This window comes from Streptomyces tamarix (assembly GCF_032423885.1).
Classification (GTDB): Bacteria; Actinomycetota; Actinomycetes; order Streptomycetales; family Streptomycetaceae; genus Streptomyces; species Streptomyces tamarix.
The window spans coordinates 1-14,319 of the sequence record NZ_JAWCTQ010000075.1; the positions used below are offsets into that span (position 1 = coordinate 1).

General features: G+C 73.4%; 10 protein-coding genes, 1 tRNA gene and 1 pseudogene. 7 read left to right on the top strand and 5 right to left on the bottom strand.

All coding sequences use genetic code 11. From position 1 onward, the window contains the following. Window positions 1-73 precede the first annotated feature (73 nt). Together chpH and RND61_RS31755 are read right to left on the bottom strand one after the other, a co-directional pair. Window positions 74-307, bottom strand: coding sequence for a chaplin ChpH (gene chpH, locus RND61_RS31750; RefSeq protein ID WP_315881632.1), 234 nt, complete (start codon window positions 305-307; stop codon window positions 74-76). A 153-nt stretch (window positions 308-460) separates the two neighbouring features. Next, entirely contained in the window at window positions 461-1,795 is a 1,335-nt protein-coding gene (locus RND61_RS31755) for a M20/M25/M40 family metallo-hydrolase (protein ID WP_315881633.1), read from the bottom strand. Window positions 1,796-1,966: 171 nt separating this feature from the next. On the opposite strand from RND61_RS31755, the gene RND61_RS31760 reads away from it, so the two are divergent. Then, window positions 1,967-2,054: transfer RNA gene (locus RND61_RS31760), tRNA-Leu, on the top strand. Window positions 2,055-2,112: 58 nt separating this feature from the next. Beyond that, window positions 2,113-3,366 (top strand): ROK family protein, encoded by a 1,254-nt coding sequence (locus RND61_RS31765; RefSeq protein ID WP_315881634.1) that lies wholly within the window; start codon window positions 2,113-2,115, stop codon window positions 3,364-3,366. 43 nt (window positions 3,367-3,409) lie between these two features. Here RND61_RS31765 and xylA read toward each other — a convergent pair whose 3' ends face one another. Further along, window positions 3,410-4,579, bottom strand: a complete 1,170-nt coding sequence (gene xylA / locus RND61_RS31770; RefSeq protein ID WP_315881635.1) for a xylose isomerase — start codon at window positions 4,577-4,579, stop codon at window positions 3,410-3,412. Between the two features lie 127 nt (window positions 4,580-4,706). Here xylA and xylB point away from each other — a divergent pair, with 127 nt between their 5' ends. The 3 genes from xylB to RND61_RS31785 all read left to right on the top strand — a co-directional run bounded on the left by xylB (window position 4,707) and on the right by RND61_RS31785 (window position 9,593). Further along, on the top strand, window positions 4,707-6,167 hold the full coding sequence (xylB, locus tag RND61_RS31775) for a xylulokinase (RefSeq protein WP_315881636.1): 1,461 nt from the start codon (window positions 4,707-4,709) through the stop codon (window positions 6,165-6,167). After that, window positions 6,164-8,437 (top strand): alpha-xylosidase, encoded by a 2,274-nt coding sequence (gene yicI, locus RND61_RS31780; protein ID WP_315881637.1) that lies wholly within the window; start codon window positions 6,164-6,166, stop codon window positions 8,435-8,437. Before xylB ends, yicI begins: the two co-directional genes overlap by 4 nt. Window positions 8,438-8,666: 229 nt before the next feature. Further along, the gene (locus RND61_RS31785; RefSeq protein WP_315881638.1) at window positions 8,667-9,593 is read left to right on the top strand and encodes a pseudouridine synthase; all 927 of its coding nucleotides are present in this window, start codon (window positions 8,667-8,669) and stop codon (window positions 9,591-9,593) included. Between the two features lie 12 nt (window positions 9,594-9,605). Here the strand turns inward: RND61_RS31785 and RND61_RS31790 are convergent, their stop codons facing one another. Then, window positions 9,606-11,069 carry an amino acid permease gene (locus tag RND61_RS31790; protein ID WP_315881639.1) on the bottom strand — a complete coding sequence of 488 codons (1,464 nt, stop codon included), beginning with the start codon at window positions 11,067-11,069 and terminating at the stop codon, window positions 9,606-9,608. A 332-nt stretch (window positions 11,070-11,401) separates the two neighbouring features. After that, window positions 11,402-12,100: pseudogene (locus RND61_RS31795) on the bottom strand (FadR/GntR family transcriptional regulator); the annotation flags it as partial. Between the two features lie 151 nt (window positions 12,101-12,251). Here RND61_RS31795 and RND61_RS31800 point away from each other — a divergent pair. Next, on the top strand, window positions 12,252-12,761 hold the full coding sequence (locus RND61_RS31800) for a gluconokinase (RefSeq protein ID WP_315881640.1): 510 nt from the start codon (window positions 12,252-12,254) through the stop codon (window positions 12,759-12,761). 114 nt (window positions 12,762-12,875) lie between these two features. Continuing rightward, window positions 12,876-14,279 carry a GntP family permease gene (locus tag RND61_RS31805; protein WP_315881641.1) on the top strand — a complete coding sequence of 468 codons (1,404 nt, stop codon included), beginning with the start codon at window positions 12,876-12,878 and terminating at the stop codon, window positions 14,277-14,279. The last annotated feature ends 40 nt before the right edge of the window (window positions 14,280-14,319 follow it).

Below are 14,319 nucleotides of genomic sequence, written 5' to 3' on the forward strand. Positions count from 1 at the left end.
CGGCGACGGAGGAGAACGTGCGCCGGCTGGGCTCCGACCCTCCGGGGGTCGGGACTCAGCGTCAGGTGACAGCTCAGTCGTTGATGCAAACGTTGCCGAAGGCGGGGTTCAGCAGCCCGATGATGTCGACGGTGTTGCCGCAGACGTTGATCGGGATGTGGATCGGAACCTGGACCACGTTGCCCGAGAGGACGCCCGGGGAGCCGACGGCCGCCCCGTTGGCACCCGCGTCCGCGACGGCCATGCCCGCGCCGGCCAGCACCAGACCCCCGGTGGCGGCCGCAGTGGCGACAACCTTCTTGATCATTCTTCCTCCTAGTTGGCAATGCGGTCCCAGCCGCGGACCGCATCACCTGTAACGAGAAGGAGGGAAACGGGCTACGAGGCGACGACCCCGTTCACCCGTTCCGGTCGGATGTGCACACGTGGGCGATTATTGGAGGGTCGGTTCAGCCGACTTTCAGCTCGCGTCGATGAAGCGGTCCAGGACCCGCACGCCGAACTTCAGGCCGTCCACCGGCACCCGCTCGTCCACGCCGTGGAACATCCCGGCGAAGTCCAGGTCCGGCGGCAGCTGGAGCGGGGAGAAGCCGAAGCAGCGGATGCCGAGGTCGTCGAAGGACTTGGCGTCGGTCCCGCCGGAGAGCATGTACGGCACGGCGCGGGCGATCGGGTCCTCGGCCCGCAGCGCCGTCTGCATGGCGTCGACGAGGGCGCCGTCGAAGCTGGTCTCCAGCGCCTTGTCGGCATGGACGTCCTCGCGCTTCACGCGCGGCCCGAGGAGCCGGTCGAGGTCGGCGAGGAACTCCTCCTCGTACCCGGGCAGAAACCTTCCGTCGACGTGGGCCGTGGCCTGGCCGGGGATGACGTTCACCTTGTACCCGGCGCCGAGCATCGTGGGGGCCGCGGAGTTGCGGAGCGTGGCGCCGACCATCTTGGCGATGCCGCCCAGCTTCTCCAGCGTGCCGTCCATGTCGTCCGGGTCGAGCGGGGTGCCGAGCGCGTCGGACAGCTCGTCGAGGAAGGACCGCACGGTCTTGGTGACCCTGATCGGCCACTGGTGGCGGCCGAGGCGGCCCACGGCCTCGCACAGCTCCGTGATGGCGTTGTCGTCGTTGGTCATGGAGCCGTGCCCGGCGGTGCCCTCGACGGTGAGGCGCATCCAGTGCATGCCCTTCTGCGCCGTCTCGACGAGGTACAGGCGCAGCTTCTCGTTCACGGTGAGGGAGAAGCCGCCGACCTCGCCGATCGCCTCCGTGACGCCCTCGAAGAGCTCCGGGTGCCTGTCGACGAGGTAGCGGGCGCCGTACGTGCCGCCGGCCTCCTCGTCGGCGAGGAACGCCAGGACGATGTCGCGGGGCGGCTTGCGGCCGGCGCGCATCCGGTCGCGGACGACCGCGAGGGTCATCGCGTCCATGTCCTTCATGTCGACCGCGCCCCGGCCCCAGACGCAGCCGTCGGCGACCTCGCCGGAGAACGGGTCGTACGTCCAGTCGGCGGCGTTGGCCGGGACCACGTCGGTGTGGCCGTGGATGAGCAGGGCCGGGCGCGAGGGATCCTCGCCCGCGATCCTGGCCACCGTCGAGGCGCGGCCCTTGTGCGACTCGAGGATCCGGGGCTCCAGCCCCACCTCCGCGAGCTTCTCGGCGATGTACTCGGCGGCGCCCCGCTCGCCGGGGCCGGAGTGGTCGCCGTAGTTGCTGGTGTCGATACGGATGAGCTCGCTGCAGAGGTCGACGACCTCGCTCTCGGCGCTGGCCCCCGGACCGGTCCTGGCCGGATTCGACTCGCTCACGCTGGTTCCTTCCGCGTCGTGCTGTCGGTGTGGCTGGTACGGCGCCATCCTGCTACCGAGGGGGCCCCGGACCCAAGGGGATCACCGGGGGCGGGGGCGTGATCGGGCACGCCGAATGTTTGCTATGGTTTTCCACGTCGGAACGGCCCAGGGCCGCGAGACAGACACCTTGTCCGGGTGGCGGAATGGCAGACGCGCTAGCTTGAGGTGCTAGTGCCCTTTATCGGGCGTGGGGGTTCAAGTCCCCCCTCGGACACCAGCGAAGACCCCAGTTCACCTGGGGTCTTTCTGCTGTTGGGCGGCTGCTGCGAGAGGCGATGAAGAACACACTGGATCCGCTGGAGCCCAAGGCCGACAAAGCCACCGTGCGGCGGCACAACCTCAGCCTGGTGCTGCGGGCCGTGCACGACGAGGGCGAGGCCACGCGGGCCGCGGTGGCGGCGCGCGTGGGGCTGACCCGCGCGGCGGTGTCGTCGCTGGTCGAACAGCTGCTGATCGGGGGCTTCCTGAACGAGTCGGGCAAGACGTTCAGCGGTCTGGCGGGGCGGCCCGGGACGGCGCTGCGGGTGGCGCGGACCGGGCCCGCCGGACTCGGTGTGGAGATCAACATCGATTACGTGTCGGTGTGCGTCGTCGATCTGGCCGGAACCGATCGGGTGCGGCTCACGGAGCACCTGGACAACCGGGACGTACCGCCTGGCGAGGTGCTGGAGCGGGCGGCGCGGATCGCGGCCCGCACGCTGGAGTCGGCCGCCGAGCAGGAGCTGCGTCCGGCGGGCGTGCGGCTGGCCCTGCCGGGCCTCGTGTCCGGCGGCACCGTGCGGCAGGCGCCGAACCTGGGCTGGAACCGGGTGGCGGCGGAGGACCTGTTCGGGGAGGCGCTCGGGGCGCTGCGGCCCGGGCTGCGGGCGCTGCCGGTCGGCTCCGACAACGAGGCGAACGCGGCGGCGCTGGCCGAGCTGTGGTTCGGCGAGGGCGACGGCGCCGGGGGGCGGGCGCGGAGCTTCCTGTACCTGTCCGGGGAGATCGGCGTGGGCGGGGCCCTCGTCGTCGACGGCGAACTGCTGCGCGGGGCGCACGGGTTCGCCGGGGAGATCGGGCACGCGGTGGCGGACGCGGACGGCCCGGAGTGCCGGTGCGGGTCGCGGGGCTGCCTGGAGCAGTACGCCGGGCAGGCCGCGCTGCTGCGGGGCGCGGGCATCGCGGGGGACACGGACGGGCCCGGGGTGGCCGAGCTGGAGCGGCGCGCCGCCGCCGGTGACGCGCGGGCGGTGGGGGCGCTGGAGCGGGCCGGGCGGATGCTGGGGCTGGTCCTGTCCGGGGCGGTGAACCTGCTGGACCCGGACGCGGTGGTGCTGGGGGGCGTGTACCGGGGGCTGATGCCGTGGCTGGGGCCGTCCGTGGACGCGGAGCTGGGGCGCCGGGTGGTGTCCGGGCTGTGGGTCGCGGGGGGCGGGCGGCTGCGGGGGGCGTCGTCCTCGGGGGACGCGGCGCGGGGGGCCGCCGCGCTGGTCGTGCGGGACGTGATCGCCGATCCGGCGGGGTACGCGGAGCGCGTGGGCACGCCGTAGGGGCGGCGCCCCGGTCGGGCGCCGCCCCCGGTGGGGCCGCGGGTCAGCGGACGGCGAGCAGGTGGTCCAGGGCCAACTGGTCGAGGCGCTCGAAGGCCATGGAGCGCTCGGCCGCCGCCGCGGGGTCGAACTCCTCGTAGGCGGTCTTGTCCGCGAGGAGGGACGCCAGGCCGTCCTCGGCGGTGGGCAGGGCCAGTTCGTGGAGGCGGGACGCCGTCAGGGCCTCGCGGACCTCCGGGTCGGCGCGGAAGGCGGCGGCGCGCTCCTTGAGGACCAGGTAGTTGCGCATGCAGTTCTTCGCGGACTCCCACACCCCGTCGAAGCCGTCGGTGCGCACGGGCTTGAAGTCGAAGTGGCGGGGGCCCTCGTAGCCGGCGGTCTCCAGGAGGTCGACCAGCCAGAACGCCTGGCGCAGGTCGCCGGCGCCGAAGCGGAAGTCCTGGTCGTACTTGATGCCGGACTGGCCGTTGAGGTCGATGTGGAACAGCTTGCCCGCCCACAGGGCCTGGGCGATGCCGTGGGGGAAGTTGAGGCCGGCCATCTGCTCGTGGCCCGTCTCCGGGTTGACGCCGACGAGCTCGGGGCGCTCCAGGCGCTCGATGAAGGCGAGGGCGTGGCCGATGGTGGGCAGCAGGATGTCGCCGCGCGGCTCGTTGGGCTTGGGCTCGATGGCGAAGCGGAGGTCGTAGCCCTGCTCGGTGACGTACTGGCCGAGCAGGTCGAACGCCTCCTTCATCCGGTCGAGGGCGACGCGGACGTCCTTGGCGGCGCCCGACTCGGCGCCCTCCCGGCCGCCCCAGGCCACGTAGACGGTCGCGCCCAGCTCGACGGCGAGGTCGATGTTGCGGAGGGTCTTGCGCAGGGCGTAACGGCGGACGTCGCGGTCGTTGGCGGTGAAGGCGCCGTCCTTGAACACGGGGTGCGTGAACAGGTTCGTGGTGGCCATCGGCACCTTCATGCCGGTGCGGTCCAGGGCCTCGCGGAACCGCTTGACGGCCGTCTCGCGCTCGGCGTCGGAGGAGCCGAACGGGATGAGGTCGTCGTCGTGGAAGGTCACGCCGTACGCGCCGAGGGCGGCGAGGCGCTCCACGGACTCGACCGGGTCGAGGGCCGGCCGGGTCGCGGCGCCGAACGGGTCGGCGCCCTGCCAGCCCACGGTCCACAGACCGAAGGTGAACTTGTCCTCGGGGGTGGGGGTGAAGCGTTCCGACATGGTCCTGGTCCCTCGGCTCGGGTATTTGTTTGCTTTGATTACTAATAGCTTACGCAGGAGCTTTCGCCAAGTGGGCTCGCCCGACCGACCCTGTTGGAAGGGAATTTGTTTTGTGTACGATCAAAACATGGACTCCCTAGTCATCGGCGTGGACAGCTCGACGCAGTCCACCAAGGCGGCCGTCGTGGACGCCGCAACGGGCCGGCTCCTGGCCGTGGGCCGCGCCCCGCACACCGTCACCGGCGAGGGCGGTGCCCGGGAGAGCGACCCCGAACAGTGGTGGGCCGCCCTCGCCGAGGCCGTGGCCGCCGGGCTGAAGGAGGCCGGCGCCGACCCCGGCGCGGTGACCGGGATCGCGGTGGCCGGGCAGCAACACGGGCTGGTCGCCCTGGACCGCGCCGGCCGGCCGCTGCGCCCCGCACTGCTGTGGAACGACACGCGCTCCGCCCCCCAGGCCGCCGCCCTCACCGCCGAGCTCGGCGCCCGGGCGTGGCTGGAGCGCACCGGTTCCGTACCGGTGGCGTCCATGACGGCCGCCAAGTGGCGCTGGCTGCGCGAGAACGAGCCGCGCGTCGCCGAAGCGGCCGCCGCGGTGCGCCTCCCCCACGACTTCCTCACCGAGCGGCTGACCGGGACCGCCGCCACCGACCCGGGCGACGCCTCCGGGACGTGCTGGTACTCCACGGCGACCGGGGCGTACGACCCCGAACTGCTCGACCTGCTCGAACTGGACGCCGCCCTGCTGCCGGAGGTCGCGCCCGCGGGCGGCGCGCGCGTCGGCACGCTCACCGCGGCGGCGGCCGGGGCGCTCGGCCTGCCGGCCGGGGTCGCCGTCGCCGCCGGTACGGGCGACAACATGGCCGCCGCCGTCGGGCTGGGCCTCGGCGCGGCCGGACTGCTCGACCACCCGGCCGTGTCGCTCGGCACGTCCGGCACCGTCTTCGCGGCGACGCGGGTCCGGCCCGCGACCGCCGCGCTCGCCGGGTTCGCCGCCGCGGACGGCCACGGCACGTACCTGCCGCTCGGCTGCACGCTCAACTGCACCCTCGCCGTCGACCGGGTCGCCGCGCTGCTGGGCCTGGACCGGGAGGACGCCGCGCCCGGCGGCGAGGCCGTCGTCCTGCCGTACCTCGACGGGGAGCGCACCCCCGACCTGCCCGGCGCGTCCGGGCTGTTGACCGGGCTGCGCCACACCACCACCCCGCAGCAGTTGCTCGGCGCCGCCTACGAGGGCGCCGTGTTCGCGCTGCTGCGCGCCCTGGGCGAGCTGCCGGGCGGGGCCGGCGGCGACGCGCCGCTGCGGCTCGTCGGCGGCGGCGCCCGCGGGCGCACCTGGGTGGAGACGATCCGCCGGCTCTCCGGGCGGGCCGTCGTCCTCCCCCGCACCACCGAGCTCGTCGCCGTCGGCGCCGCCGCGCTGGCGGCGGGCGCCGCCGGCGGGGACGACCCCGTGGCCGTCGCGGCCGGGTGGCGGACCGGCGAGGGCGAGACGCTGCCGCCCGTCGCGCCGGACCGTGAAACCCTGGACCGGATCGCCTCCGTACTCGATCGGGCAACCGCTCTCCTCACCACACAGGGACATCGATGAAGTTCACCGACGGCTTCTGGCTGATGCGTGACGGCGTTCGCGCCGCGTACGCGACCGAGGTGCGCGATCTGCACGTCAGCGACGACCACTTCACCGCCTACGCGGCGGTCAAGCGGGTCGAGCACCGGGGTCACACGCTCAACTCGCCGCTCCTCACCGTGGAGTGCTTCTCCCCCGCCGAGGGCGTGATCGGCGTCCGCACCACCCACCACGCGGGCAGGGCCCACCGCGGGCCCGAGTTCGCGCTGCCCGGCGCCGACACCGGCGGCGGGGGCTTCGCCCGCACCCGGCGGGACGGCTCCGTGACCGAGCTGACCAGCGGGCCGCTGACCGTGCGGCTGGACCGGGACGGGCCGTGGGGCCTGACGTTCCTGGACGCGGACGGGCGGCGGCTCACCGGGGTCGAGTCGAAGGGCACCGCGTTCGTCCTGGACGCGGACGGGGCGCACCACATGGTGGCGCAGCTCGCGCTGGCCGTGGGCGAGAACGTCTACGGGCTGGGCGAGCGGTTCACGCCGTACGTGAAGAACGGCCAGACCGTCGACATCTGGCAGGCCGACGGCGGCACGAGCAGCGAGCAGGCGTACAAGAACGTGCCGTTCCACCTGTCGTCGCGGGGGTACGGCGTCTTCGTCAACCACCCGGGGAAGGTGTCGTACGAGATCGGCTCCGAGTCGGTCGGGCAGGTGCAGTTCAGCGTCGAGGACCAGACGCTGGAGTACTACGTCGTCGCCGGGCCGACGCCGAAGGAGGTCCTCTCCCGGTACACGGCGCTGACCGGGCGGCCCGCGCTGCCGCCGGCCTGGTCGTTCGGGCTGTGGCTGACGACGTCGTTCTGCACCTCGTACGACGAGGAGACCGTCACGTCGTTCGTCGACGGGATGGCGGAGCGGAACATCCCGCTGTCGGTGTTCCACTTCGACTGCTTCTGGATGCGCGAGTACCAGTGGTCGGACTTCCAGTGGGACCCGGAGACCTTCCCCGACCCGGAGGGCATGCTGGCCCGGCTCAAGGAGCGCGGGCTGCGCGTCAGCATGTGGATCAACCCGTACATCGGGCAGAAGTCCACCCTCTTCGCGGAGGGCGCGGCACTCGGGTACCTGGTGAGGCGCCCGAACGGCGACGTCTGGCAGTGGGACCTGTGGCAGGCCGGGATGGCGCTGGTCGACTTCACCAACCCGGCGGCGCGGGCCTGGTTCCAGGGGAAGCTGAAGGTACTGCTGGACCAGGGCGTCGACTGCTTCAAGACGGACTTCGGGGAGCGCGTCCCGACGGACGTCGTGTGGCACGACGGCTCCGACCCGGAGCGGATGCACAACTACTACACCCACCTGTACAACCAGTGCGTGTTCGAGCTCCTGGAGAAGGAGCGCGGGCACGGCGAAGCGGTGCTGTTCGCGCGGTCGGCGACGGCGGGCGGGCAGCAGTTCCCCGTCCACTGGGGCGGCGACTGCTTCGCGTCGTTCGAGGCGATGGCGGAGTCGCTGCGCGGCGGGCTGTCGCTGAGCCTGTCCGGGTTCGGGTTCTGGAGCCACGACATCGGCGGGTTCGAGGGGACGCCGGAGCCGTCGGTGTTCAAGCGGTGGCTGGCGTTCGGTCTGCTGTCGTCGCACAGCAGGCTGCACGGGAACATGTCGTACCGGGTGCCGTGGGAGTTCGGCGACGAGGCGGTGGACGTGGCCCGGCAGTTCACCGAGCTGAAGCACCGGCTGATGCCGTACCTGTACGGGGCGGCCGTGGAGGCCCACCGGACGGGCGTGCCGCTGATGCGGCCCATGCTGGTGGAGTTCCCCGACGACCCCGGCTGCCGGACGCTGGACCGGCAGTACATGCTCGGTCCCGACCTGCTGGTGGCGCCGGTGTTCTCGGCGGACGGGGAGGTCGAGTTCTACGTGCCGGAGGGCACCTGGACGCACCTGCTGACCGGGGAGCGGGTGACCGGGCCGGTGTGGCGGCGGGAGCGGCACGGCTTCGACAGCCTGCCGCTGTACGTGCGGCCCGGGGCCGTGCTGCCGCTCGGGGCGGACGACCAGCGGCCGGACGGGGACTGGCTGGACGGCCTGACCCTGCTGGTCCAGCCGGACGCCGACGGGGCGACGGTCGTGGTGCCGGACCACTCCGGGGCGGAGGCGGGACGGTTCTCCGTGGCGCGGGAGGACGGCGGGGCCGTGCGGGTGGTGGCCCACGGGACGGAGCGGGAGTTCCGGGTGCGGGTGGTGGGCGCCGGGGCCGCGCGGGGGACCGGGGAGGTCGTCGTCCCCGCCCCGTGACCGCGTGGGCCGGTGGCCTCCCTGTGCCTGCGGGCCGGCGACCCCGTGGCCCGGTGGCCCCGCGCCCGCACGGCCCGGTGATTCCGCGCCCGCGCGGGCCGGTCGCCCCGCGCGGGTGCGCCGCCGCCCCACGGGGGGTGCGGCCGGCCGTGGGACGCGGCCCCGGGGGCGGGGCCGCGGGGAGGCCGCCCGTGGCGGGGGCGCGGGCGGCGTCGGTTAGCGTGGGGGTGTGGGGCGTCGGAGTGCACGTAGGGTTGTTGGGCCGTTGGAGCAGCGCGGCGGGGTCGACGCCGTGCGGGTGCGGTTGCCCGCCGGGCACTGGGCGACCCTGCGGGACCACCTCGTCGATCGGTACGCGCGGGCCATCGGAGCCGCGCGGGTGGACGCCATGCTCGCCGAGGGGGCGTTCGTCGGGGCCGACGGGCGGCCCGTGGCGGGTGACGAGCCGTACGCCGCCGGGCGGAGCCTGTGGTTCCACCGGGAGCTCCCGCCCGAGGAGCGGGTGCCGTTCGAGGTGGGGATCGTCCACCGCGACGAGCGGATCGTCGTCGCGGACAAGCCGCACTTCCTGGCGACGACCCCGCGCGGCCGCCACGTGGCGGAGACGGCGCTCGCCCGGCTGCGGCGGGACCTGGGGCTGCCGCACCTGCAGCCCGCGCACCGGCTGGACCGGCTGACCGCGGGGCTCGTGCTGTTCGTCGTGCGGCCGGAGGACCGGGGCGCGTACCAGACGCTCTTCCGCGATCGGCGGGTGCGCAAGGAGTACGAGGCGCTGGCGCCGTACGAGCCGGGGCCGGCGGGGCCGGTGACCGTGCGCAGCCACATCGTCAAGGAGCGCGGGGTCGTCGCCGCCCACGAGGTGCCGGGCGCCGAGCCGAACAGCGAGAGCCGGATCGAGCGGGTGGAGCGGCGGGGCGGCCTGGCCCGGTACCGGCTGGTCCCGGAGACCGGCCGCACCCACCAGTTGCGGGTCCACATGAACGCGCTCGGGGTGCCGATCCTCGACGACCCGCTCTACCCGGTGGTCCGGGAGGACGGGCCCGAGGACTACGGGCGCCCGCTGCGGCTGCTGGCGCGGGCCCTGGAGTTCACCGACCCGTTCGACGGCTCGCCCGTGCGGTTCGAGAGCCGGCTGCGGCTCGCGTGGCCCGGGTGAGCCGTACGGGGGTCAGTCCCGCCGCTCGGCGGCGAGCGCCAGCACCCGCTTGCGGACGGCGAACCAGCCGCCGACCAGGAGCGCCGCGATCAGCGGGAGGCAGGCCACGGTGGTCCGGCCGACGCCGCCGCCCCACCACATCAGGAACAGCACCGAGACGAGGAACAGCAGGGTGGCGACCTGCGTGTACGGGGCCCCCGGCAGCCGGTACGCCGGGCGGACGACCCTGCCCTCCTCGGCGCGCCGCCAGAACAGCAGCGAGCAGATCATGATCATGCCCCAGGTGCCGAGGATGCCGATCGACGCGAAGTTGAGGACGAGCTCGAACGCCTCGCCCGGCATGACGTAGTTGAGGCCGACGCCCAGGACGCCGAAGGCGGCGGTGAGGAGGATGCCGCCGTACGGCACCTGGCCCCGGTTCATCAGGGCGGTGAACTTCGGCGCCGAACCGGCCACCGCCATCGAGCGGAGGATGCGGCCGGTGGAGTACAGGCCGGAGTTGAGGCTGGAGAGCGCGGCGGTGAGGACGACGAAGTTCATCACGCCGCCCGCGCCGGGCACGCCGAGCTTGTCGAAGACGGTGACGAAGGGGCTCTCGTCGGCCGAGTACGAGGTGTACGGCAGGAGCAGGGCGAGCAGGACGACGGAGCCGACGTAGAAGAGGGCCACGCGCCACATGATCGAGTTGATCGCCCGCGGCATGACCTTCTCGGGGTCGCGGGTCTCGCCGGCGGCGACGCCGCACAGCTCGACGGAGGCGTACGCGAAGACGACGCCCTGGACGACCAGCAGCAGCGGGAGCATGCCGAGCGGGAAGACGCCGCCGTTGTCGGTGAGCGTGTGCAGGCCGGGGGTGTGGCCGCCGACGTCGTGGGAGGTGGCGACGAGGAAGATGCCGACGCCCATGAAGACCACCAGGGCGGCGACCTTGACGATGGCGAACCAGAACTCCATCTCGCCGAAGTACTTCACCGAGATGAGGTTCGCGGTGAGGACGACGGCGAGGGCGATCAGCGCCAGGATCCACTGGTCGACGTCGCTGAACATCGCCCAGAAGTGGGCGTACGTGGCGGCCGCGGTGATGTCCGCGACGGCGGTGGTCGACCAGTTGAGGAAGTACAGCCAGCCGGCCGTGTAGGCGCCCTTCTCGCCCATGAACTCGCGGGCGTAGCTGACGAACGCGCCCGAGGACGGGCGGTAGAGGACCAGCTCGCCGAGGGCGCGGACGACGAAGAAGGCGAAGAGGCCGCAGACCGCGTACGCGAGGGCGAGGGACGGGCCCGCGCCGGCGAGCCGTCCGCCCGCGCCGAGGAAGAGGCCGGTGCCGATCGCTCCGCCGATGGCGATCATGTTGATGTGCCGGGACTTGAGGTCCTTGCTGTAGCCGGCGTCACCGGCGTCGACGTGGGGGGCGGCCGGGCGCGCCGGGGAGCCGGCGCCCGGGGTCGTGCCCGCGGACGGCGTGCGGTCGCTCATGGGGGGTGGTTCGACTTTGTGAGGGGATCGTGCGGTGCGCCGCCCTGGGGCCGGGTGGAGGGGATGGTCCACCGCGGCGGCGGGCATGCGGCACACGGTCACAGCCGCACCAGGTGTTGGCTGTGGCCGGTGTCACCACGAGGGCGCACAACGACAGATCTGAGGTGTATCTGAGGTTACGAGCCAGTATGGGGCATGGGTGCGGCGTGGGAGGGCACGGCCCCGGCGCGGTGCCGCGGGGCCTCGGCGCGGGACGGCCCGGCGCCGGGGCCCGGGCCGGGCGCCGGGTCGGGCGCCGAATCGGGCATCCGGTCGGGCGCCGGGTCGGCGCGGGGCGCGAGGACGTCGAGCTCGCGGAGGGCGCCGAGGGCGATCTGCCGGGTCAGCTCCTCCGCGCGGACCGCGTCCCGCTCCCGTACGGCCTCCGCGACCTGGACGTGGAGGGTGACGGCGGCCGGGTCGGGGTCGTCGAACATGACGTGGTGGTGCGTACGGCCGGTGAGGACCTCGGCGACGACGTCGCCGAGGCGGGCGAACATCTCGTTGCCGGACGCGTTGAGGACCACCCGGTGGAAGGCGATGTCGTGCACCAGGTACGCCTCCAGTTGCCGGCCGCGGGAGGTGGCGACCATGCCGAGGGCCTCCTCGGTCAGGGCGCGGCACTGCTCGGGCGTGGCGTTCAGCGCGGCGAGACCGGCGGCGACCGGTTCGACCGCGGAGCGCAGGACGGTGAGCGAGCGGAGCTGGCGCGGGCGGTCGGCGCCCGCGAGCCGCCAGCGGATGACCTGGGGGTCGTACACGTTCCACTGCTCGGTGGGGCGGACGGTCACGCCGACGCGCCGGCGCGAGGCGACGAGGTGCATGGACTCCAGGACGCGGACCACCTCGCGGACGACCGTGCGGGACACCTCGAAGCGCTGGGCGAGGTCGTCGGTGCGCAGGACGCTGCCGGGCGGGTACTCCCCCGCCGTGATCGCCAGGCCCAGGGCGTCCAGCACGCGCGTATGGAGCCCCCGGGCCTGAGTCGTCATGGGGCAAGCCTATGCGCCGGTGAAGACCGCGAACAAAAAGTATGACTTTTATGTCACAGGGTCTTGAATACGTCGTACCCGATGGGTTTCAGTGTCCCGACGCCGCACGCGGCGTCTCCGAGCGCAGACCTGGACAGCGAGGCACTCAGCCATGAACAAACCCCTGGTCGTCGTGGTCATGGGGGTCGCCGGAACCGGCAAGACCACCATCGGGCCGCTGGTCGCCGAACGGCTCGGCGTGCCCTACGCGGAGGGCGACGACTTCCACCCCGAGGCGAACATCGCCAAGATGTCCGCCGGCGTCCCGCTGGACGACGCGGACCGGTGGCCGTGGCTCGACGCGGTCGGGCGGTGGGCCGCAGGGCGCGCGGGGCTCGGCGGGGTGGTGAGCAGCTCGGCGCTGAAGCGGTCCTACCGGGACCGGTTGCGGATGGCCGCGCCCGGCGCGGTGTTCCTGCACCTGACCGGTGACCGGGCGCTGATCGAGGGGCGGATGGCCGCGCGCCGCGGCCACTTCATGCCCACGGCGCTGCTGGACTCGCAGTTCGCGGCGCTCCAGCCGCTCGGCGACGACGAGGCGGGGGTCGCCGTCGACGTGTCCGGTACGCCGGAGGAGATCACCGGCCGGGCCGTGGCCGCGCTGCGGCGGCTCGGCGGGTGAACGGCGGCTCCCCCGCCGAGCCCCGGATCTCCTCCCGGCCCCCTTCCCCTGCTCCCCCTCCCCCCTGACCCCTTCTCCCCCCTGATCCCGATCCCCCTCCCCCAAGGACTCACCGTGACCAGACTCAGCGTCGAGATGCTGGCAGCGGACGCCGCCGAACCGATCACCTCGGCGGGCGACGCGCGGCTGGGCGTCGCCGTGCTCGCCGGCATCGCCCTCATCGTCGTACTCATCACCCGGTTCAGACTGCACGCCTTCCTCGCCCTGACCATCGGGTCGCTGGTGCTGGGCGTCCTCGCGGGCGCCCCGCTCGACAAGACCCTCGCCTCGTTCACCGGCGGCCTCGGATCGACGGTCGCCGGGGTCGGCGTGCTCGTCGCGCTGGGCGCGATCCTCGGCAAGCTCCTCGCGGACTCGGGCGGTGCCGACCGGATCGTCGACACGATCCTGGCGCGCGCGGGCGGCCGGGCCATGCCGTGGGCGATGGTGCTGATCGCCTCGGTGATCGGGCTGCCGCTGTTCTTCGAGGTCGGCATCGTGCTGCTGATCCCCGTCGTGCTGATGGTCGCCAGGCGCGGAGGCTACTCGCTGATGCGGATCGGCGTCCCGGCGCTGGCCGGCCTGTCCGTGATGCACGGGCTGATCCCGCCGCACCCCGGCCCGCTCGTCGCGATCGACGCCCTCGGCGCGGACCTGGGCATCACGCTCGCGCTGGGCCTGGTCGTCGCCGTACCGACCGTGGTCGTCGCCGGGCCGCTGTTCTCCCGGTACGCCGCCCGCTGGGTCGACATCCCCGCGCCCGACGGCATGCTGCCGCAGCGGACCGCGCAGGACGGCGGGCCGGAGAAGCGGCCCGGCTTCGGCGCCACCGTCGCGACGGTGATGCTGCCCGTCGCCCTGATGATGGTGAAGGCGCTGGTCGACATCGTCGTGGACGACCCCGACCACGGCGTCCAGCGGGTCACGGACATCATCGGCTCGCCGCTGATCGCGCTGCTCGCGGCCGTGCTCGTGGGGCTGTTCACGCTGGGGCGGGCGGCCGGGTTCACCAAGGAGCGGATCTCCACCACCGTGGAGAAGTCGCTGGCGCCGATCGCGGGCGTGCTGCTGATCGTCGGTGCGGGCGGCGGCTTCAAGACGACGCTCATCGACATCGGCGTGGGCCGCGTGATCCTCGACCTGTCGGAGGACTGGGCGATCCCGGGCCTGCTGCTCGGCTGGCTGATCGCGGTGGCCATCCGCCTCGCGACGGGCTCCGCGACCGTGGCGACGATCTCGGCGGCCGGCCTGGTCGCGCCGCTGGCCGCCGACATGTCGGCCTCCCACGCGGCGCTGCTGGTGCTGGCGATAGGCGCCGGTTCGCTGTTCTTCAGCCACGTCAACGACGCCGGTTTCTGGCTGGTGAAGGAGTACTTCGGCATGGACGTCGGCCAGACGGTCAAGACGTGGTCGGTGATGGAGACGATCATCTCGGTCGTCGGGATCGCGTGCGTGCTGCTGCTGTCCCTGGTGGTGTAGCCGGCCGGAGGCCGGCGGCGGCGCGGGGCGGGGGGGGGGC

Excerpts from the sequence above, each read along its gene's own strand:
- RND61_RS31790 (WP_315881639.1), bottom strand. The coding sequence starts at position 11,069 with ATGAGCGACCGCACGCCGTCCGCGGGCACGACCCCGGGCGCCGGCTCC.
- xylA (WP_315881635.1), bottom strand. The coding sequence starts at position 4,579 with ATGTCGGAACGCTTCACCCCCACCCCCGAGGACAAGTTCACCTTCGGT.
- RND61_RS31800 (WP_315881640.1), top strand. The coding sequence starts at position 12,252 with ATGAACAAACCCCTGGTCGTCGTGGTCATGGGGGTCGCCGGAACCGGC.
- RND61_RS31765 (WP_315881634.1), top strand. The coding sequence starts at position 2,113 with ATGAAGAACACACTGGATCCGCTGGAGCCCAAGGCCGACAAAGCCACC.
- yicI (WP_315881637.1), top strand. The coding sequence starts at position 6,164 with ATGAAGTTCACCGACGGCTTCTGGCTGATGCGTGACGGCGTTCGCGCC.
- chpH (WP_315881632.1), bottom strand. The coding sequence starts at position 307 with ATGATCAAGAAGGTTGTCGCCACTGCGGCCGCCACCGGGGGTCTGGTG.
- xylB (WP_315881636.1), top strand. The coding sequence starts at position 4,707 with ATGGACTCCCTAGTCATCGGCGTGGACAGCTCGACGCAGTCCACCAAG.